The following is a 20,322-nucleotide window of genomic DNA, read 5'->3' on the forward strand; positions in this document are numbered from 1 at the left end:
CGGATTGCCCGCAGGCAGTCTCAGCCCGCCGCCATTCGAGGCGCCGTCGGAGGCGAATCCAGCCCCGCCGGCGTTTGAGGCGCGGGGTCCGGGGCGGCGGACCGGCGGCGGACCGGCGGCGGACGCCCGAGGCGTGGGCTCGGAGAACGAGGGGGCGGAAGGCTCGCTACCATGGTTTATCCGGACCGGACACGGGCACCGGATCCTCCCCCATACTTCGTTCGGGGGGACCCCCAGAGGAGCGCTCTTGCCAGACGAGGTCCAGCCACTCTCCGCCGCGCAGCCCGACCCGCAGGCCGAGCAGGCCGCAGCGCCCGCCGCCACGCCCGCCCCCGCACCCGCGCCGGCGCCCGCGCCGCCGGTGAGGCCCGCGCCGGTGAAATCGGCCGGGTCCTCCAACCGGGTGCGCGCCCGCCTCGCGCGTCTCGGCGTGCAGCGCTCCAACCCGTACAACCCGGTCCTGGAGCCCCTCCTCCGCATAGTCCGCAGCAACGACCCGAAGATCGAGACGTCGACGCTGCGCCAGCTGGAACAGGCCTACCAGGTCGCCGAGCGCTGGCACCGCGGCCAGAAGCGCAAGAGCGGCGACCCGTACATCACCCACCCGCTCGCGGTGACCACCATCCTCGCCGAGCTCGGCATGGACCCCGCCACCCTGATGGCCGGCCTGCTGCACGACACCGTCGAGGACACCGAGTACGGCCTCGAAGACCTGCGCCGCGACTTCGGCGACGCCGTCGCCCTGCTCGTGGACGGCGTCACCAAGCTCGACCGCGTCAAGTTCGGCGAGGCCGCCCAGGCCGAGACCGTCCGCAAGATGGTCGTGGCCATGGCCAAGGACCCGCGCGTCCTGGTCATCAAGCTCGCGGACCGCCTGCACAACATGCGCACCATGCGCTACCTCAAGCGGGAGAAGCAGGAGAAGAAGGCCCGCGAGACCCTCGAGATCTATGCCCCGCTGGCACACCGCCTCGGCATGAACACGATCAAGTGGGAGCTCGAAGACCTCGCCTTCGCGATCCTCTACCCCAAGATGTACGACGAGATCGTCCGCCTGGTCGCCGAGCGGGCGCCCAAGCGCGACGAGTACCTCGCCGTCGTCACCGACGAGGTGATGGTCGACCTCAGGGCCGCCCGGATCAAGGCCACCGTCACGGGCCGCCCGAAGCACTACTACAGCGTCTACCAGAAGATGATCGTCCGAGGCCGTGACTTCGCGGAGATCTACGACCTGGTGGGCATCCGCGTCCTCGTCGACACCGTACGGGACTGCTACGCCGCCCTCGGCACCGTGCACGCGCGATGGAACCCGGTCCCCGGCCGGTTCAAGGACTACATCGCGATGCCCAAGTTCAACATGTACCAGTCGCTCCACACGACGGTCATCGGACCCAGCGGCAAGCCGGTCGAGCTCCAGATCCGCACCTTCGACATGCACCGCCGCGCCGAATACGGCATCGCGGCGCACTGGAAGTACAAGCAGCAGACCGTCGCCGGCACCTCGAAGGTACGGACCGACGTGCCGCAGGCCGCCAAGGGCAGCGCGGGCCAGGACACCGTCAACGACATGGCGTGGCTGCGCCAACTGCTGGACTGGCAGAAGGAGACCGAGGACCCGGGCGAGTTCCTCGACTCGCTGCGCTTCGACCTCTCCCGCAACGAGGTCTTCGTCTTCACGCCGAAGGGCGACGTCATAGCGCTGCCCGCCGGCGCCACCCCCGTCGACTTCGCGTACGCCGTCCACACCGAGGTCGGCCACCGGACGATAGGGGCCAGGGTCAACGGCCGCCTCGTCCCGCTGGAGTCCACGCTCGACAACGGCGACCTGGTCGAGGTCTTCACCTCCAAGGCCGAGGGCGCGGGCCCCTCCCGCGACTGGCTCGGCTTCGTCAAGTCCCCGCGGGCCCGCAACAAGATCCGCGCCTGGTTCTCCAAGGAACGCCGAGACGAGGCCATCGAGCACGGCAAGGACGCCATCGCGCGGGCCATGCGCAAGCAGAACCTGCCGATCCAGCGCATCCTCACCGGCGACTCGCTCGTCACCCTCGCCCACGAGATGCGCTACCCCGACATCTCGTCCCTGTACGCGGCGATCGGCGAGGGCCACGTGGCCGCGCAGGGCGTCGTACAGAAGCTGGTGCAGGCCCTCGGCGGCGAGGAGGCGGCCAACGAGGACATCGAGGAGAGCATTCCGCCGGCCCGCGCCCGCGGCAAGCGGCGCGCCAACGCCGACCCGGGCGTGGTCGTCAAGGGCGTCGAGGACGTGTGGGTCAAGCTGGCCCGCTGCTGCACCCCGGTACCGGGCGACCCGATCATCGGGTTCGTCACGCGGGGCAGCGGCGTATCGGTTCACCGCGCGGACTGCGTCAACGTCGACTCGCTCTCCCAGCAGCCCGAACGGATGCTCGAGGTCGAATGGGCGCCCACCCAGTCCTCCGTCTTCCTCGTCGCCATCCAGGTCGAGGCCCTGGACCGGTCCCGGCTGCTGTCGGACGTCACCCGCGTCCTGTCGGACCAGCACGTCAACATCCTGTCGGCGGCCGTCCAGACCTCCCGCGACCGCGTGGCCACCTCGCGCTTCACCTTCGAGATGGGCGATCCCAAGCACCTGGGGCACGTTCTGAAGGCCGTTAGGGGTGTGGAGGGCGTCTACGACGTCTACCGTGTGACATCTGCAAGGAGGCCCTGACCGAGGCCGCCTGACCGCCGCTCTCTGATGCCACCCGGGGGGATCACGTGGCCGCCGTCTTCCCGCTTGGGCTCGCCAAGCGCTTCGAACCGATACGCGCGGTCGGTCGGGGTGGCATGGGCACCGTCTTCGAGGCCAATGACAGGCGGCTGGAGCGTCGCGTCGCGGTCAAGGTCCTGACGGCGTACGGCGCGTTCAGCCGGAGCGCGGTCGATCGCTTCGAGGCCGAGGCGCGGGCCCTCGCCCGGATCAGCCACCCCAACGTGGTGAGCGTGTACGACGTCGGGGTCGACGACTACACGCCGTTCCTCGTGATGGAGTTCCTCGACGGAACGGACGTCTCCGAGCTGGTCCGCGGGAACGGCGCACTGCCCCTGGGAGAGGCCTGCCGGATCGCTGCCGACACCCTGGCCGGGCTGGGCGCCGCGCACCGCGAGGGCGTGCTCCACCGTGACGTGAAGCCCGCCAACATCCGGGTCACCTCCAACGGCCGGGTGGTCCTCTACGACTTCGGGCTGGCCCGGCTGACCGGCGAGGCGGCCCTGACCCGCACAGGTGAGGATCTGCTCGGGACCCCCCAGTACATGGCACCGGAATGCATCACGGGCCAGCCGCCACAGGCCACCTCCGATGTGTATGGGGTGGGGGCCTGCCTGCACCACATGTTGACCGGGGCCTCCCCGTTCGGTGACGTGCAGGACGTGGGGGTGCTGCTGTTCCGTGCCGTCCAAGACGGAATCCCCTCGCTGAGCGACGGCCCGGTGGCGGTCCCCGCCGGGCTGTCGGCCGCGGTGGACGCCCTCAGCGCGCGGGACCCGGCCGCCCGCACCCCCAGCGCCGCCGCGGCGGAGGCCCTGATCCGGCCCTGGGCGGACGACGAGGACCTCACGCTGGACTACGACGCCGTCCGGCAGGAAGTCCGCCCGATGGACAACTACGCGTCCGTGCCGCCCATGCCGCCGTACGCGCCCATGCCGCAGCTCGAGGACGAGGAGCCCGCGGAGGGTCCCGAGTACGACTGGCACCAGGTCGACGTCCGGCCCCCTCGGCAGCCCGAGCCCGAGCCCGAGCCCCAGCCCGAGCCCGCGCTGGGGACCGACCGCGTCACCCTCAGCGAGAGCACCCGCCGCCTGGTGCACAGCCGGATGACCGAGCAGACCGCGCTGTCCCGCCAGCGCGAAGCGGTCGGCCTGATCCAGCGCGGGCGCTTGAGCGAGGCCATGGACCGGCTCAGCGGACTCGGCGCGTTCTGCGTGGAGACGCTCGGGCCCGGCCATCCGACCACCCTCGCCTGCCAGTACTGGCAGGCGGTGTGCCTGGCCCGGCAGGGCAAGGCACCACAGGCACTGGAGCTGTTCGCGCGGGTCACCGCGCACCACGGACACGGGAGGGGCACAGGGGATGAGTGAGTACGCGTTACAGGTGGACCACCACCGGCCGGGCCGGGGCTCGGAGACCGAACTGCGGTCGCTGATGCTCTGGCTGAGCGAGGACGAGTCGCTCCGCCGTGACGTGCGCGGACGGATCGGGAGCGGCGAGCCGGCAACGGCAGCGGGCGGCACGCCCATGGGGACGCCCGGCTTCGACCTCCTCCAACTGGCCGTCGGCAGCGGCCTGTCCACCGGATCGCTGGTCTTCTCCGTACTGCAGTGGCAGGCGTCGCGCCGTCGGCCCCCCGCCCTCACCGTGCGCCACGGCCCCTACGAGGTCACGCTCACCGGGGACGAGGCCGACGACCCCGAAGCCCTGCGCCGCATCGTCGCGGCACTGGAGCACGGAAGCGCAAGCGGAAGCGGAGGCCACAGCGGGAACGCGGACGGGGACCATGACGGGACTGCCTGACCCGGCGGCCTCACGGGCGGTCCTCATCGGCAGCGCCGGCTACCGGCACCTGGCAGCGCTCCCGGCCGTCGAGTCCAACGTGAAGGACCTGGCCGCCGAGCTGTGCGACGCGACCATCTGGGGACTGCCCGAGCAGCACTGCACGCTCGTACTGGACCCCCAGCACCCCGCCGAGCTGCTCGACCCGGTCAACCGGGCGGGGGAGGAGGCCACCGACACCCTGCTGGTCTACTACGCCGGGCACGGCATGCGGGACGCGGCGACCGCCGACCTCTACCTCGCCCTCCAGGGCTCCCGCGAACACGTCGGCTACACCGCCGTCGCCTACCAGCACCTGCGGTCCGCCCTGCGCGAATCCCAGGCCCGGCGCAAGGTGGTGATCCTCGACTGCTGCTTCAGCGGGCGCGCCGCCAGCACCCTCGCCGGCGGGGAGGACGCCCTCGCCACCCAGGCCGCCGTCGAAGGCGCGTACGTCCTCACGGCCTCCCCCCGCGACCGGGTGGCCCTCGCGCCCGACGGCGAACGGCACACCGCGTTCACCGGCGAACTGCTGACCATCCTGCGCGAAGGGATCCGCGAGGGACCCGAACTGATCGACCTCGACACCCTGTGCCGCACCATGGAGAACCGGCTGCGCGGCAAGAACCGCCCGCTGCCGCAGCACGCCCAGGAAATGGGCATGGGACGCCTGCGGCTCGTCCGCAACCGGGCCCGCGCCGTGCGCGGCACCCCCGCCGGCCCCGTCCTGCACGCCGACGTCCGCTCCGCCATGGTCGTCGCCGGTCTCGGGCTCGCCCGCACCCTGCGCTCCGCCGGCCGCACCCGCGACGCGCTGCCCGTGCTGCGCCTCGCACTCCAGGAACGGGCGTCCGACGGCGAGGGGGACCTGATCGCCGTCCAGCTCGAACTCTCCGACATGCTGGAGGAGACCGGACAGACCCGCGAGGCCATGGAGGTGCTGGAGCAGGCCTTCCAGCAGGTGCACCGGTTCTACGGGCCCGAAGCCATACAGGTGTGCCGGCGGCTCGCCGCGCTGCTCCAGGAGTCCGGCAACCACATCCAGGCCTGCGAGGTGCTCGAACACGCCCTGGACCTCCTCCAGGACGGCAGCCGGGCCCTCCAGTGACCCGCCAGTGGGAAAGCCCCGGTACGGAAGATCCGTACCGGGGCTTTCCTGTCGGTGGGCGGGTATCAGCCGCCGAACTCCTCCAGGCCCTTCAGCGCCTGGTCCAGCAGGGCCTGACGGCCCTCCAGCTCACGCGCCAGCTTGTCGGCCTTCGCGTTGTTGCCCGCCGCGCGCGCCGCGTCGATCTGCTCGCGCAGCTTGTCGACGGCCGCCTGGAGCTGCCCCGTCAGACCGGCCGCACGCGCCCGCGCCTCCGGGTTCGTACGGCGCCACTCGCCCTCCTCGGCCTCCTGGATGGCCCGCTCCACCGCGTGCATCCGGCCCTCGACCTTCGGCCGGGCGTCCCGCGGCACGTGGCCGATGGCCTCCCAGCGCTCGTTGAGGGAGCGGAACGCGGCACGGGCCGCCTTCAGGTCCGTGACCGGGACGAGCTTCTCGGCCTCGTCGGCCAGCTCCTCCTTCAGCTTCAGGTTCTCCACCTGCTCGGCGTCGCGCACCGCGAAGACCTCGCTGCGGGCCGCGAAGAACACGTCCTGCGCACCGCGGAAACGGTTCCACAGGTCGTCCTCGGCCTCGCGCTGCGCCCGGCCCGCCGCCTTCCAGTCCGCCATCAGCTCGCGGTAGCGGGCGGCCGTCGGACCCCAGTCGGTCGACTTCGACAGCGACTCGGCCTCCGCGACCAGCTTCTCCTTCACCTTGCGCGCGTCCTCGCGCTGCGCGTCCAGCGAGGCGAAGTGCGCCTTGCGGCGCTTGGAGAAGGCCGAGCGGGCGTGCGAGAAGCGGTGCCACAGCTCGTCGTCCGACTTGCGGTCCAGTCGCGGCAGACCCTTCCAGATGTCCACCAGGGCCCGCAGCCGCTCGCCCGCGCTGCGCCACTGATCGCTCTGCGCCAGTTCCTCGGCCTCGACGACCAGGGCGTCCTTGGCCGCACGGGCCTCGTCCGTCTGCTTGGCCTTCTGCGCCTTGCGCTCCTCACGCCGCGACTCCACGGTCGCGACCAGCTTGTCCAGCCGTACGCGCAGTGCGTCGAGGTCGCCCACGGCGTGGTGCTCGTCCACCTGCGTGCGCAGGTGGTCGATCGCCGTCTGCGCGTCCTTGGCGGACAGATCGGTGGTCCGCACCCGCTTTTCGAGGAGGCCGATCTCGACCACCAGGCCCTCGTACTTGCGCTCGAAATAGGCCAGGGCCTCCTCAGGGGTGCCCGCCTGCCACGAGCCGACGACCTTCTCGCCATCGGCAGTACGCACGTACACGGTGCCCGTCTCGTCGACTCGGCCCCACGGGTCGCTGCTCACAGCGCCTCCTCCACCTGATGCCTGTGAGGGGTCACCCCCGGGCATCGTCCACAGTTTCCTGGGGCGGGCAGCGCCCGCCCTGCACAACGCCAACATAGGCGACCGCCGGGCCGGCTGTCCGCATCCCGCACGACGGAATATCGGCGTACGGGCGGGAGGCCGGCCTCGCCCGGGGCCGCCGGGCCTCCCGTCAGTTCTGTGTGACGGTGCCCTTCTCGATCTTGACCTCGTTCTTCGGGGCCCCGTCCTGGCCGCCGTCGGCCGTACCGGTCTTGGCGATGTCCTCCAGGACCTTCAGGCCGGCCGCGTCGATCTTGCCGAACGGCGTGTACGAGGGCGCCAGCGGGCTGTCCTTGTACACGAGGAAGAACTGGCTGCCGCCCGAGCCCGGCTGGCCGGTGTTGGCCATCGCCACCGTGCCCGCCGGGTAGACGACCTGGCCCTGCTCGTTCGCCTTGCCCAGCGCGTCCAGGTTCTCGTCCGGGATGGTGTAGCCGGGGCCGCCCATGCCGGTGCCCTGCGGGTCGCCGCACTGGAGCACGTAGATGCCGCTGGTCGTCAGGCGGTGGCACTTCGTGTTGTCGAAGAAGCCCTTGTCGGCGAGCGACTTGAAGGAGTTCACCGTCTGCGGGGTCTTCGCCGCGTCCATCGCGAAGCTGATGTCGCCCGCGCTGGTCTTCAGTGCGAAGGTGTACTTCGCCTTCTGGTCGATGGCCATCTCCGGCGACGGGGACTGCTTGGGCGTCGGCGAGGCCGACGGGTTCGCCGACGGGTCCGCGGCCTGGTCCTTCTTGTCCTTGTCGAAGACGCCGCCCACGATCAGGCCGACCAGCGTCGCGACCACCACGGCCACCGCCGCGCCGATGATCGCCGTGCGCTGACGGGCCTTGCGGCGGGCCTCCGCCCGGCGCTTCTGCTGGCGCTCGTACTTCTCCCTGGCGAGCTGTCGCCGCCGCTGATCGCTCGTGACCACCGGGTCGTCTCCTTGTGCGTGTCTGGTACCGCTGTCCGGGCTGGGTTAGGCCGTACCGTATATGGGTTCGCTGTGTAATGAGCGGCGCCGGTAGGCTCTGAGCAGCAGCATTCCGATCTGCAGCCTCCCGCCGGACGACGATTGAGGACGAACGTGCTGATTGCCGGGTTCCCCGCAGGGGCTTGGGGCACCAACTGCTATGTGGTCGCCCCCGCCGCCGGCGAGGAGTGCGTCATCATCGACCCGGGCCACCAGGCCACGCAGGGTGTCGAGGAGACGCTGAAGAAGCATCGGCTCAAGCCCGTCGCGGTCGTGCTGACCCATGGCCACATCGATCATGTGGCCTCGGTCGTCCCGGTGTGCGGAGCACACGACGTACCGGCCTGGATCCACCCCGAGGACCGCTACATGATGAGCGACCCGGAGAAGGCCCTCGGCCGCTCCATCGGGATGCCGCTCATGGGCGAGCTCACCGTGGGCGAACCGGACGACGTCCGCGAGCTGACCGACGGCGCCGCGCTGAAGCTGGCCGGAATGGACTTCTCCGTGGCGCACGCGCCGGGGCATACCAAGGGGTCGGTGACCTTCGGCATGCCCGAGCTGGCGGACATCCCGCCGGTCTTCTTCTCGGGCGACCTGCTCTTCGCCGGCTCCATCGGACGCACCGACCTGCCCGGCGGCTCCCACGCCGAGATGCTCGAGTCGCTGGCCCGCGTGTGCCTGCCGCTCGACGACTCGACCGTGGTGCTGTCCGGCCACGGTCCCCAGACCACCATCGGCCGCGAGCGCGTGACCAACCCGTACCTGCGGGAGGTCGCCGCCGGCCTGGGAGACGGCACCGCCGCTCCACGACGAGGAATGTGACGAGAGTTTCGTGGCTACTTTTCAGGCCCCCAAGGGCACGTACGACCTGATTCCGCCGGTATCCGTGAAGTACCTGGCGGTGCGCGAGGCCATCGCGGCCCCGCTCCGGAATTCCGGCTACGGCTACATCGAGACGCCCGGCTTTGAAGACGTGGGCCTCTTCGCCCGGGGTGTGGGCGAGTCCACCGACATCGTCTCCAAGGAGATGTACGCCTTCGAGACCAAGGGCGGCGACCAGCTGGCCCTGCGCCCCGAGGGCACGGCCTCCGTGCTGCGCGCGGCGCTGGAGGCGAGCCTCCACAAGAAGGGCAACCTGCCGGTCAAGCTCTGGTACTCGGGCTCGTACTACCGCTACGAGAAGCCGCAGGCGGGCCGCTACCGCCACTTCTCGCAGGTCGGTGCGGAGGCGATCGGCGCCGAGGACCCGGCGCTGGACGCCGAGCTGATCATCCTGGCCGACCAGGCGTACCGCTCGCTGGGCCTGCGCAACTTCCGGATCCTGCTGAACTCGCTGGGCGACAAGGAGTGCCGCCCGGTGTACCGCGAAGCGCTCCAGGCCTTCCTGCGCGGACTGGACCTCGACGAGGAGACCGTCCGCCGCGCCGAGATCAACCCGCTGCGCGTCCTCGACGACAAGCGCACCGACGTACAGAAGCAGCTCGTGGGCGCGCCCATGCTGCGCGACTACCTCTGCGACGCCTGCAAGGCGTACCACGAGGAGGTCCGCGAGCTGATCACGGCCGCCGGTGTCGCCTTCGAGGACGACGAGAAGCTGGTGCGCGGCCTGGACTACTACACCCGGACCACCTTCGAGTTCGTGCACGACGGTCTGGGCTCGCAGTCCGCGGTCGGCGGCGGCGGCCGCTACGACGGCCTGTCCGAGATGATCGGCGGACCGGCCCTGCCGTCGGTCGGCTGGGCGCTGGGTGTGGACCGTACGGTCCTCGCGCTCCAGGCGGAGGGCGTCGAACTCGACATCCCGGCGTCGACGTCGGTGTTCGCGGTGGCTCTGGGCGAGGCCAAGCCGGTGCTGTTCGGGCTGGTGACGCAGCTGCGCAAGGCGGGCGTCGCGGCGGACATGTCGTACGGCGGCAAGGGCCTCAAGGGCGCGATGAAGGACGCGAACCGCAGCGGTGCCCGCTTCGCGATCGTCGCGGGAGACCGCGACCTGGCCGAGGGCGTGGTCCAGCTGAAGGACATGGAGTCCGGCGAGCAGGCCCCGGTCGCGGTGGCCGAGGTGGTCGACGTACTGCGGGCGAAGCTGGCCTGAGCCGGCCGGCAAGCCGGAGGGAAGGGGTGGGGAGCCGCGGTGCGGCCCCCGCCCCTTCCGCGCTGCGGGGCCCGCCCGGGCCCATCCGGCTCCGCGGCCCTTATCCCGAACGAACGGGGGACCCGCGGCGCGATACGGCACAATGGCCCGTGCTTGATGACCTTGCAGATGTGGAGCGGGCGGGATGACGACACGAGGCGCGGACGCGGACACCGCCCCGAAGACGACCGGGGGCAGCCGTGCGCTGGCCCTGCTGCTGGTGATCACCGGGGCCGCGGGGCTGCTCGCCGCCTGGGTGATCACGCTCGACAAGTTCAAGCTGCTGGAGGACCCGAACTTCACCCCGGGCTGCAGCCTGAACCCGATCGTCTCCTGCGGCAACATCATGAAGAGCGAGCAGGCGGCCGCCTTCGGCTTCCCGAACCCCATGCTGGGCCTGGTCGCCTACGGGATCGTGATCTGCGTCGGCATGAGCCTGCTGGCCGGGGCCCGGTTCCGCCGCTGGTACTGGCTGACGCTGAACGCCGGCACCCTCTTCGGCGTCGGGTTCTGCGCCTGGCTGACGTACCAGTCGCTGTACAACATCAACTCGCTGTGCCTGTGGTGCTGCCTGGCCTGGGTCGCCACGATCGTCATGTTCTGGTACGTCACCTCGCACAACGTCCGCCAGGGGCTGCTGCCCGCTCCGGGCTGGCTCAAGGGCTTCCTCGACGAGTTCACCTGGGTGCTCCCGGTGCTCCACATCGGGATCATCGGCATGCTGATCCTGACGCGCTGGTGGGACTTCTGGACCTCGTAGGGACGGCGGGACTGTCGGTGGGCTCGCATAGGCTTCCGGTGTGGAACCAGACCTGTTCACCGCAGCTGCCGAAGACCGCCGGGAAAAGGACCCCGCGAGCTCGCCCCTCGCCGTCCGGATGCGCCCGCGCACCCTGGACGAGGTGGTCGGACAGCAGCACCTGCTGAAGCCGGGTTCGCCGCTGCGGCGGCTGGTGGGGGAAGGGGCCGGGGGACCGGCCGGTGCCTCGTCGGTGATCCTCTGGGGGCCGCCGGGCATCGGGAAGACCACCCTCGCCTACGTGGTCAGCCAGGCCACGCAGAAGCGGTTCGTGGAGCTCTCCGCCATCACGGCGGGCGTGAAGGAGGTCCGGGCCGTCATCGAGGGCGCGAAGCGCGCGGCCGGCGGCTACGGCAAGGAGACCGTCCTCTTCCTCGACGAGATCCACCGCTTCAGCAAGGCGCAGCAGGACTCGCTGCTCCCGGCCGTCGAGAACCGCTGGGTGACGCTGATCGCGGCGACCACGGAGAACCCGTACTTCTCGATCATCTCCCCGCTGCTGTCGCGCTCCCTTCTGCTGACGCTGGAGCCGCTGACCGACGAGGACCTGAGCGGGCTGTTGCGGCGGGCGCTGACGGAGGAGCGGGGCCTGGGCGGCGCCGTGACCCTGCCGCAGGACGCGGAGGCGCACCTGCTGCGGATCGCCGGCGGCGACGCACGGCGGGCGCTGACGGCGCTGGAGGCCGGCGCCGGTTCGGCGATCGCCAAGGGGGAGTCCGAGATCACCCTCCAGACGGTGGAGGAGGCGGTCGACCGGGCGGCGGTCAAGTACGACCGGGACGGCGACCAGCACTACGACGTGGCGAGCGCGCTGATCAAGTCGATCCGGGGCTCGGACGTGGACGCGGCGCTGCACTACCTGGCCCGGATGATCGAGGCGGGGGAGGACCCGCGGTTCATCGCGCGGCGCCTGATGATCTCGGCGAGCGAGGACATCGGCCTGGCGGATCCGACGGCCCTGCCGCTCGCGGTGGCCGCGGCCCAGGCGGTGGCGATGATCGGCTTCCCGGAGGCGGCGCTGACCCTCTCGCACGCCACGATCGCGCTGGCCCTGGCCCCGAAGTCGAACACCGCCACGACGGCGATCGGGGCCGCGCTGGCGGACGTCCGGGCCGGGCTGGCGGGCTCCGTTCCGCCGCACCTGAGGGACGGGCACTACAAGGGCGCGGCGAAGCTGGGGCACGCGGTGGGGTACGTGTACCCGCACGACGTGCCGGGGGCGATCGCCGCCCAGCAGTACGCGCCGGACGAGGTCCACGGCAAGCGGTACTACGAGCCGACGCGGTACGGGGCCGAGGCCCGTTACGCGGACGTGGTGGAAAAGGTCCGCGACCGGCTGCGCGGCGCCGGCTCCTGACCCCCGGGGCCCAAACGCCGGCGGGGCTGGATTCGGCCGCTGCCGTCCGCCTGGTGCGGCTGGATTGCCCGCAGGGCAATTCCAGCCCCGCCGGCGTTTGAGGCGCGGGCGCGGAGCGCCGTGCAGTGAGCCGCGCCGGCGTCTGAGGCGGGAACGGTGGAAGGGCGGGTAGGGGAGCGCTCCGCGCAGCGGCGCCCTGCCGGCGGCACCGGGCACCGGGCACCTGCCCTCAGCGGGCGGCCGTGAACAGCGTGTGCATCGCGCGGCGCAGGCCGCAGACGTCCGCCACCGGCTCCGGGAAGTCGAAGCGGGCATCGAAGGAGCCCGCCGCGCCACCGCTGAAGCGCACGCGCAGGCCCAGCCGGTCCAGGGCGAGCGGGACGGCCGTCATGCCGTCGGCCCCGCGGGCGCCCAGCAGCCCGCACAGGTCGCCGATCCGGTCGCCGTGGGCGGCGTGCAGGTGCTGCAGCAGCTCCGTCTCGTGCGCGACCATCGGGTCCGGCTCGGCCCCGGCCAGCTCCTCGGGGTCCACGTGCTCCGCGCCCCACAGGTCGTCCACCGAGATCTCGCCGACCTCCAGCCGCAGCAGCCGCCACCGGGAGTCGGCCAGCCCCAGCAGTTCGCCCACCGGGTGCCGCTCCGCGAGCAGCGCGGCGCAGGCCGCGCGGTCGTCCCCGCGGACCGTCGTCAGCCACCCGGCCAGCCACGCGCGGCCTCGGATACGATGGGGCACGGACACCGGCGCCACGTCCGTGATCTCGATCACGGCGGTGAGGTCGTCGTCCTGGGCGTATGCGGCTGCCCTGGCAGCCGCGGATTCCCCTGGTACCAGGAGAATCACGTCCCCGTCCGGGGTGACGGTCCGAGCGGCCGGCATCCCTGTCCCGAACTCTCCCTGGTCAAGAGACTGCACCTGGTCACGAGCACCCGGCAGCGTGAGGGATACTGAGGCGTTGGACTCTACGAGGGTTCGTACGCGTTCGGCTCCGGTGAGCTGCCGAACGCCTTCCCTGGGACGCGGCTGACCTTGCTTATCGTCGGCGCAAGCGGATTCTGTTTCGTCTGAATCCGAACTGCGCTGCGCACTGGGCAGGGGGATCCCATGTGGTCGAGACATTACGTCCTCCTCGCTAAGGTAAGCCTCACCTAACTTACATGGAGGTAGGTTCCCCGTGAACCAGAAGCGACCCAAGGTCAAGAAGTCGCGTGCCCTCGGCATTGCGCTGACCCCGAAGGCCGTCAAGTACTTCGAGGCCCGCCCCTACCCGCCGGGCGAGCACGGCCGTGGCCGCAAGCAGAACTCGGACTACAAGGTCCGTCTGCTCGAGAAGCAGCGTCTGCGCGCTCAGTACGACATCTCTGAGCGTCAGATGGCCCGCGCGTACGACCGCGCCAAGAAGGCCGAGGGCAAGACGGGCGAGGCGCTGGTCGTCGAGCTCGAGCGTCGCCTCGACGCCCTGGTCCTGCGTTCGGGCATCGCCCGCACCATCTACCAGGCCCGCCAGATGGTCGTTCACGGCCACATCGAGGTCAACGGTGGCAAGGTCGACAAGCCGTCGTTCCGTGTCCGCCCGGACGACGTCATCACCGTGCGCGAGCGCAGCCGCGAGAAGGTTCCGTTCCAGGTTGCCCGTGAGGGTGGCTACGCAGGCGAGGGCGAGACCCCGCGCTACCTGCAGGTCAACCTGAAGGCCCTGGCCTTCCGCCTGGACCGTGACCCGAACCGCAAGGAAATCCCGGTCATCTGCGACGAGCAGCTCGTCGTCGAGTACTACGCCCGCTGATCTTCCGGCAGGCGTAGCCCTCACAGGCTGGTGGAAGCCCGCCGTCCCCTCCGGGGGGCGGCGGGTTTCCGCGTTTCCGGAGCCGGGGCCGCCGCCCGCTGCGCGCGCGCCACCAGCGCCTCCCGGCTCAGCTCCCGCCCCTCGGCCGCGCACGCCGCGTACCGCTCGGCGCCCAGGACCTCGCCCGCCTGCTCCTGGCACATCAGCCGCGGCGCGTTGAAGTACCCCGAGCCGAACAGCTGGAGCCCCACCCCGCCCCACATCGGCTCCGCCGCGCCCTGGAGCACCGCCGCCTCGGCCGGGTCGCCCTCCACGACCGTGACCAGCGCGAGCAGCTCCAGCGCGAGCACCAGCCCCACCAGATCGTGGAAGGCGTGGTTGATCGCCACGCACTCCGTCAGCAGCCGCCGCGCCCCCCGCGCGTCCCCGGCGTCGAGGGCCCCGTACGCCAGGACGTACAGCGCGTACGCCTTCGTCCAGCGCTCCCCGCGCTCCTCGCAGATCTCCCGGACCTCCTCGCACAGCCTGCGCGCGCCCGCCGGGTCCCCCTGGAAGGCCAGCGCCATCGCCAGCTCCACCTGGCACATCAGCACGTTGCTGTTGAGCTCCCCGACCGACCGGTACCCCCGCAGGCCCCTGCCCAGCAGCTCCCCGGCCCTCGCCATGTCGTCCGAGACCAGGGCCAGACAGCCCAGCCGGTGCACCGCGTAGGCCGCGGCCAGGGCGTTCCCGCTCTCCGCCGCCCCGTCCCGGCACTCGTACAGGGCGCGCATCGAGGCCACCGCGTCCCCCTGGAGCGCGGCCACGTAGCCCAGCACCCACAGCGCCTTCAGCCGCGAGTCCTCGTACCCGGCCGCCGCCCGGTCCGCGGCCTCCAGGGCCCGGTCCAGCCAGTGCCGGCCCTCGGTCAGCCGGCCGCAGCCCGCCCAGTAGAACCACAGCGTGCCCGCCAGGTACTGGCCCAGGTGGACCTCGTCGGGCTCGTCCAGGCAGCACTCCAGCGCGAGCCGCAGGTTCGGCAGCTCCGCCTCCACGAGCGCGGCGACCTCCTCCTGGCGCGGGCCGAACCACTCCAGCTCGCACCAGGTCGCCAGGCCCACGTACCAGTCGCGGTGGCGCCGCCGCAGCCGCCGCGCGTCCCCCGAGGACTCCAGCCACCCCGCCCCGTACACCCGTACGGTCTCCAGCATCCGGTAGCGGACCCCGGCCGCCGTCTCCTCCCTGACCAGCAGGGACTGGGCCAGCAGCTCCCCGACCAGGTCCAGCACCTCCTCCACCGGCAGGGCGGGCCCCGCGCACACGTATTCGGCGGCGTCGAGGTCGAACTGCCCGGCGAACACCGACAGCCGCGCCCACAGCAGCCGTTCCGCCGCCGTGCACAGCTCGTGGCTCCAGCCGATCGCCGTACGCAGCGCCCGGTGCCGGGGGAGCACCCCGCGCGCCCCGCCCGTCAGCAGCGCGAAGCGGTCCTCCAGCCGGGCCAGCACCTGGTCGGGAGAGAGGGCCCGCAGCCGCCCCGCCGCCAGCTCCAGGGCCAGCGGGATCCCGTCGAGGCGGGCGCAGAGCTCGGCCAGCGCCGCCCGGTTCGCCTCCGTCACCGCGAAGGACGGGTCGGCCGCGGCCGCCCGGGCCACCAGCAGGGCCAGCGCCTCCTCCGGGGCCGGCGGGGCCAGCGGGAAGACCAGCTCCCCCTCCAGGGCCAGCGGGCGCCGGCCCGCGGCGAGCACCCGCAGACCGGGGCAGCGGCGCAGCAGCTCCCGGACCAGCTCGGCGGCCTCCTCGACCAGCTGCTCGTAGCCGTCCAGCACCAGCAGCAGCCGCCGGCCCGCCAGATGCTCGGCCAGCACCGTCCGCGGCGGCCGGGTGGTGTGGTCCGTCAGCCCGAACGCCTCCGCCAGGGCCAGCTCCAGCAGCGCCGGATCGCGCACGGTCGCCAGCTCGGCCAGCCACATCCCGTCGCAGTAGCGTTCCTGCGCCCGCTCCGCGGCCGCCCGGGCCGCCGCGATCACCAGCCGGGACTTGCCGACCCCGCCCACGCCGGTCACCGTGACCAGCCGGGAGGACTCCAGGAGCCGCCCCAGCCCGGCCAGTTCGGCACCCCGCCCGACGAACCCGCCCAGCTCCGAGGGAAGATTGCCGTACGTCCTCTGCTGCATGGGACACGGAGGGTACTGGTCCGTAAGCGCTGCGTACAAGGCGATCACACCGGACCCCGAATTCCGGTACGGGCGGGGATCTCCGGCGCGATAGGGTCGGAGGACGAATCTTCAGCGCAGTCCAAGTACAGACAGAGAGCGGTGTGACGTGTCCGGTGGAGAGGTGGCCGGGATCCTCGTGGCCGTCTTCTGGGCCATCCTGGTCTCCTTCCTCGCCGTCGTGCTGGTGAGGCTGGCCCAGGTGCTCAAGGCGACCACCAAACTGGTGGCCGACGTGACCGACCAGGCCGTGCCGCTGCTCGCCGACGCCTCCACGACCGTCCGCTCCGCGCGCACCCAGCTCGACCGGGTCGACGCGATCGCGAGCGACGTCCAGGAGGTCACCTCCAACGCCTCCGCGCTCTCCTCCACCGTGGCCTCCACCTTCGGGGGACCGCTGGTCAAGGTCGCGGCCTTCGGCTACGGCGTCCGCAAGGCGCTGGGCAAGGCCGATGAGGTGCCCGCGAAGACATCCCGACGTAGCGTGATCGTTGGCCGTACGGTGCCGGCGGCCAGGCGCAGGAAGCAGAAGGGCTGAGACCACCGATGTTCCGCCGAGCCTTCTGGTTCACCGCAGGCGCCGCAGCCGGCGTGTGGGCCACCACCAAGGTCAACCGGCAGCTGAAGAAGCTGACGCCGGAGAGCCTCGCCGCCCAGGCCGCCGACAAGGCCGTGGAGGCGGGCCACCGCCTCAAGGACTTCGCCCTCGACGTCAGAGCGGGAATGACGCAGCGCGAGGACGAGCTGAACGATGCACTGGGACTCCACCAGGATCCCGACCGGCCCGACAACGTCACCGCCCTTCCCGGGCCGCGGCGGCTGCGGGCCATCGAGTACGACCCGCACGCCAAGACCACCCCCCGATCGAACCGCTCGGCGGTTACGTACAACCGGAATGAGGACCACTGATGGAGTCGGCTGAAATCCGCCGCCGCTGGCTGAGCTTCTTCGAGGAGCGCGGTCACGCCGTTGTCCCTTCGGCGTCGCTCATCGCGGACGACCCGACTCTGCTGCTGGTCAACGCGGGCATGGTGCCCTTCAAGCCGTACTTCCTCGGCGAGACCAAGCCCCCGGCCCCCCGCGCCACCAGCGTGCAGAAGTGCGTCCGTACGCCGGACATCGAAGAGGTCGGCAAGACCACCCGCCACGGCACGTTCTTCCAGATGTGCGGCAACTTCTCCTTCGGCGACTACTTCAAGGAAGGCGCCATCAAGTACGCCTGGGAGCTGCTCACCAGCTCCGTGGCGGACGGCGGCTACGGCCTTGAGCCCGAGAAGCTCTGGATCACCGTCTACCTCGACGACGACGAGGCCGAGACGATCTGGCGCGACGTGATCGGCGTCCCCGCCGAGCGCATCCAGCGCCTGGGCAAGAAGGACAACTTCTGGTCCATGGGCGTCCCCGGCCCCTGCGGCCCCTGCTCCGAGATCAACTACGACCGCGGCCCCGAGTTCGGCGTCGAGGGCGGCCCCGCCGTCAACGACGAGCGGTACGTGGAGATCTGGAACCTCGTCTTCATGCAGTACGAGCGGGGCGCCGGCGAGGGCAAGGAGGACTTCCCGATCCTCGGTGACCTGCCGTCGAAGAACATCGACACCGGTCTCGGCCTCGAGCGCCTCGCGATGATCCTGCAGGGCGTACAGAACATGTACGAGACCGACACCCTGCGCGTGGTCATGGACAAGGCCACCGAGCTGACCGGCGTCCGGTACGGCGCCGCGCACGACACCGACGTGTCCATGCGCGTGGTCGCCGACCACATCCGCACCTCCGTCATGCTCATCGGCGACGGCGTCACCCCCGGCAACGAAGGCCGCGGCTACGTGCTCCGCCGCATCATGCGCCGCGCCATCCGCAACATGCGCCTCATGGGCGCCACCGGCCCGGTCGTGCAGGACCTCGTCGACGTCGTGATCAACACGATGGGGCAGCAGTACCCCGAGCTCCTCACCGACCGCATGCGCATCGAAACCGTCGCGCTCGCCGAGGAGACCCGCTTCCTCAAGACGCTGAACGCCGGCTCCAACGTCCTCGACAGCGCCGTGACCGAGACCAAGGCCGCCGGCGGCACGGTCCTGCCCGGCGACAAGGCGTTCCTGCTCCACGACACCTGGGGCTTCCCGATCGACCTCACCCTGGAGATCGCCGCCGAGCAGGGCCTCTCCGTGGACGAGACCGGCTTCCGCCGCCTGATGAAGGAGCAGCGGGACAAGGCCAAGGCCGACGCCAAGGCCAAGAAGACCGGCCACGCCGACGTCTCCGCCTACCGCCTGATCGCCGACAACGCCGGCGCCACCGAGTTCACCGGCTACGCCACCACCCAGGGCGAGTCCACCGTCGTCGGCCTGATCGTCAACGGCATGCCCGCGCCCGCCGCCACCGAGGGCGACGACGTCGAGGTCATCCTCGACCGCACCCCCTTCTACGCCGAGGGCGGCGGCCAGCTCGCCGACCAGGGCCGCATCAAGCTCGACTCCGGCGCCATCATCGACGTCCGCGACGTCCAGCAGCCGGTCCCCGGCGTCTCCGTGCACAAGGGCTCCGTCCAGGTCGGCGAGGTGACGGTGGGCGCCTCCGCGTACGCCGCCATCGACATCCACCGCCGCCGGGCCATCGCCCGCGCCCACTCGGCCACGCACCTGACCCACCAGGCGCTGCGCGACGCCCTCGGCCCGACGGCCGCCCAGGCCGGTTCCGAGAACTCGCCCGGCCGCTTCCGCTTCGACTTCGGCTCGCCGAACGCCGTTCCCGGCACGGTCCTCACCGACGTCGAGCAGAAGATCAACGACGTGCTCTCGCGCGAGCTGGACGTCACCGCCGAGATCATGAGCATCGACGAGGCGAAGAAGCAGGGCGCCATCGCCGAGTTCGGCGAGAAGTACGGCGAGCGCGTGCGCGTCGTGACCATCGGCGACTTCTCCAAGGAGCTGTGCGGCGGCACCCACGTCGGCAACACCAGCCAGCTCGGCCTGGTGAAGCTGCTCGGCGAGTCCTCCATCGGCTCCGGCGTGCGCCGCGTCGAGGCCCTCGTGGGCGTGGACGCGTACAACTTCCTCGCCAAGGAGCACACGGTCGTCGCCCAGCTCCAGGAGCTGGTCAAGGGCCGTCCGGAGGAACTGCCGGAGAAGATCGCCTCCATGCTCGGCAAGCTGAAGGACGCCGAGAAGGAGATCGAGAAGTTCCGCGCGGAGAAGGTCCTCCAGGCCGCCGCCGGTCTCGCCGAGAACGCCCAGGACATCCACGGCGTCGCCCTCGTCGTCGGCCAGGTGCCGGACGGCACCGGCGCCGACGACCTGCGCAAGCTGGTCCTCGACGTCCGCGGCCGCATCCCGGGCGACCGCCCGGCCGTGGTGGCCCTGTTCACCGTGGCCAATGACCGCCCCCTGACCGTGATCGCCACCAACGAGGCGGCCCGCGAGCGCGGCCTCAAGGCCGGCGACCTGGTCCGTACGGCCGCCAAGACCCTCGGCGGCGGCGGTGGCGGCAAGCCGGACGTCGCCCAGGGCGGCGGCCAGAACCCGGGTGCCGTCCCGGAGGCCATCGCCGCGGTCGAGCGCCTCGTCGTAGAGACGGCCTGACCGATGACACTGCGCCGCGGCCGCCGGCTCGCCATCGACGTGGGGGACGCCCGTATCGGAGTCGCCTCGTGCGACCCCGATGGGGTGTTGGCCACACCGGTGGAAACCGTTCCGGGACGGGACATCCCCTTCGCCCACCGGCGGCTGCGGCAGCTCGTCGAGGAGTACGAGCCCCTCGAAGTCGTGGTCGGCCTCCCCCGCTCGCTCAGCGGGCGGGAGGGGCCGGCCGCGGCCAAGGTGCGCGCCTTCGCGAACGAACTCGCGAAGGGCATCAAGCCGGTGACGGTCCGTCTGGTGGACGAGCGGATGACCACGGTCACCGCCGCCCAGGGGCTGCGGGCCTCCGGCAGGAACGCGAAGAAGGGCCGGTCGGTCATCGACCAGGCGGCCGCTGTGGTGATCCTTCAGAACGCTCTTGAGACCGAACGGGTATCAGGTAATCCGCCCGGTGAGTGCGTCGAAGTGGTTGTCTGATCGCGATACGGTAACGTTCCGCGCGATGAGACGGCAT

17 protein-coding genes are annotated in these 20,322 nt (G+C 71.4%); 13 read left to right on the plus strand and 4 right to left on the minus strand.

The annotated features are described in order from the left end of the window. Positions 1–247: 247 nt before the first annotated feature. From ACFTXQ_RS33845 to ACFTXQ_RS33860, 4 genes are read left to right on the plus strand one after another with little or no spacing between them, the layout of a single operon-like run. Entirely contained in the window at positions 248–2,689 is a 2,442-nt protein-coding gene (locus ACFTXQ_RS33845; RefSeq protein ID WP_382648635.1) for a RelA/SpoT family protein, read from the plus strand. A 47-nt stretch (positions 2,690–2,736) separates the two neighbouring features. After that, on the plus strand, positions 2,737–4,098 hold the full coding sequence (locus ACFTXQ_RS33850) for a protein kinase (RefSeq protein ID WP_382648638.1): 1,362 nt from the start codon (positions 2,737–2,739) through the stop codon (positions 4,096–4,098). Beyond that, entirely contained in the window at positions 4,091–4,531 is a 441-nt protein-coding gene (locus ACFTXQ_RS33855) for a hypothetical protein (protein ID WP_382648641.1), read from the plus strand. The genes ACFTXQ_RS33850 and ACFTXQ_RS33855 overlap by 8 nt, the downstream gene beginning before the upstream one ends. Further along, positions 4,515–5,657: a caspase family protein gene (locus ACFTXQ_RS33860; RefSeq protein WP_382648644.1), complete on the plus strand. Its 1,143-nt coding sequence runs from the start codon at positions 4,515–4,517 to the stop codon at positions 5,655–5,657. Before ACFTXQ_RS33855 ends, ACFTXQ_RS33860 begins: the two co-directional genes overlap by 17 nt. Positions 5,658–5,722: 65 nt before the next feature. On the opposite strand, the gene ACFTXQ_RS33865 is transcribed toward ACFTXQ_RS33860, so the two are convergent. Both ACFTXQ_RS33865 and ACFTXQ_RS33870 read right to left on the minus strand, forming a co-directional pair. Further along, the gene (locus tag ACFTXQ_RS33865; protein WP_382648647.1) at positions 5,723–6,952 is read right to left on the minus strand and encodes a DUF349 domain-containing protein; all 1,230 of its coding nucleotides are present in this window, start codon (positions 6,950–6,952) and stop codon (positions 5,723–5,725) included. 190 nt (positions 6,953–7,142) lie between these two features. After that, entirely contained in the window at positions 7,143–7,925 is a 783-nt protein-coding gene (locus tag ACFTXQ_RS33870; protein WP_382648650.1) for a peptidylprolyl isomerase, read from the minus strand. Positions 7,926–8,078: 153 nt separating this feature from the next. Between ACFTXQ_RS33870 and ACFTXQ_RS33875 the strand changes: the two genes are divergently transcribed. From ACFTXQ_RS33875 to ACFTXQ_RS33890, 4 genes are all read left to right on the plus strand, one after another. Next, positions 8,079–8,789, plus strand: a complete 711-nt coding sequence (locus ACFTXQ_RS33875) for an MBL fold metallo-hydrolase (RefSeq protein WP_382648653.1) — start codon at positions 8,079–8,081, stop codon at positions 8,787–8,789. Positions 8,790–8,799: 10 nt separating this feature from the next. Next, entirely contained in the window at positions 8,800–10,059 is a 1,260-nt protein-coding gene (gene hisS / locus ACFTXQ_RS33880) for a histidine--tRNA ligase (protein ID WP_382648656.1), read from the plus strand. A 184-nt stretch (positions 10,060–10,243) separates the two neighbouring features. Then, positions 10,244–10,858, plus strand: coding sequence for a vitamin K epoxide reductase family protein (locus tag ACFTXQ_RS33885; RefSeq protein ID WP_382648659.1), 615 nt, complete (start codon positions 10,244–10,246; stop codon positions 10,856–10,858). Between the two features lie 40 nt (positions 10,859–10,898). After that, positions 10,899–12,254, plus strand: a complete 1,356-nt coding sequence (locus ACFTXQ_RS33890) for a replication-associated recombination protein A (protein ID WP_382648661.1) — start codon at positions 10,899–10,901, stop codon at positions 12,252–12,254. A gap of 229 nt (positions 12,255–12,483) precedes the next feature. On the opposite strand, the gene ACFTXQ_RS33895 is transcribed toward ACFTXQ_RS33890, so the two are convergent. Beyond that, a complete protein-coding gene (locus tag ACFTXQ_RS33895) occupies positions 12,484–13,371 on the minus strand; it encodes a DUF2470 domain-containing protein (protein WP_382648664.1) in 888 nt (295 codons plus the stop codon). Between the two features lie 55 nt (positions 13,372–13,426). Here ACFTXQ_RS33895 and rpsD point away from each other — a divergent pair, with 55 nt between their 5' ends. Continuing rightward, complete coding sequence (gene rpsD / locus ACFTXQ_RS33900) at positions 13,427–14,038, plus strand: 30S ribosomal protein S4 (protein WP_030294564.1); 612 nt, start codon at positions 13,427–13,429, stop codon at positions 14,036–14,038. Between the two features lie 20 nt (positions 14,039–14,058). Here rpsD and ACFTXQ_RS33905 read toward each other — a convergent pair whose 3' ends face one another. Next, positions 14,059–16,194 carry an ATP-binding protein gene (locus ACFTXQ_RS33905; protein ID WP_382648667.1) on the minus strand — a complete coding sequence of 712 codons (2,136 nt, stop codon included), beginning with the start codon at positions 16,192–16,194 and terminating at the stop codon, positions 14,059–14,061. Between the two features lie 148 nt (positions 16,195–16,342). Here ACFTXQ_RS33905 and ACFTXQ_RS33910 point away from each other — a divergent pair, with 148 nt between their 5' ends. The 4 genes from ACFTXQ_RS33910 to ruvX are packed head-to-tail and all read left to right on the plus strand — an operon-like array spanning position 16,343 to position 20,285. Continuing rightward, positions 16,343–16,771, plus strand: coding sequence for a DUF948 domain-containing protein (locus ACFTXQ_RS33910; protein ID WP_382648670.1), 429 nt, complete (start codon positions 16,343–16,345; stop codon positions 16,769–16,771). An 8-nt stretch (positions 16,772–16,779) separates the two neighbouring features. Beyond that, positions 16,780–17,142, plus strand: coding sequence for a DUF6167 family protein (locus ACFTXQ_RS33915; RefSeq protein WP_382648673.1), 363 nt, complete (start codon positions 16,780–16,782; stop codon positions 17,140–17,142). Then, a complete protein-coding gene (alaS, locus tag ACFTXQ_RS33920; protein WP_382648676.1) occupies positions 17,142–19,811 on the plus strand; it encodes an alanine--tRNA ligase in 2,670 nt (889 codons plus the stop codon). The genes ACFTXQ_RS33915 and alaS overlap by 1 nt, the downstream gene beginning before the upstream one ends. A 3-nt stretch (positions 19,812–19,814) precedes the next feature. Continuing rightward, positions 19,815–20,285 (plus strand): Holliday junction resolvase RuvX, encoded by a 471-nt coding sequence (gene ruvX, locus ACFTXQ_RS33925; protein ID WP_030028999.1) that lies wholly within the window; start codon positions 19,815–19,817, stop codon positions 20,283–20,285. Positions 20,286–20,322: the final 37 nt, after the last annotated feature.

It is taken from the genome of Streptomyces sp. NPDC057010 (assembly GCF_042673805.1).
GTDB lineage: Bacteria > Actinomycetota > Actinomycetes > Streptomycetales > Streptomycetaceae > Streptomyces.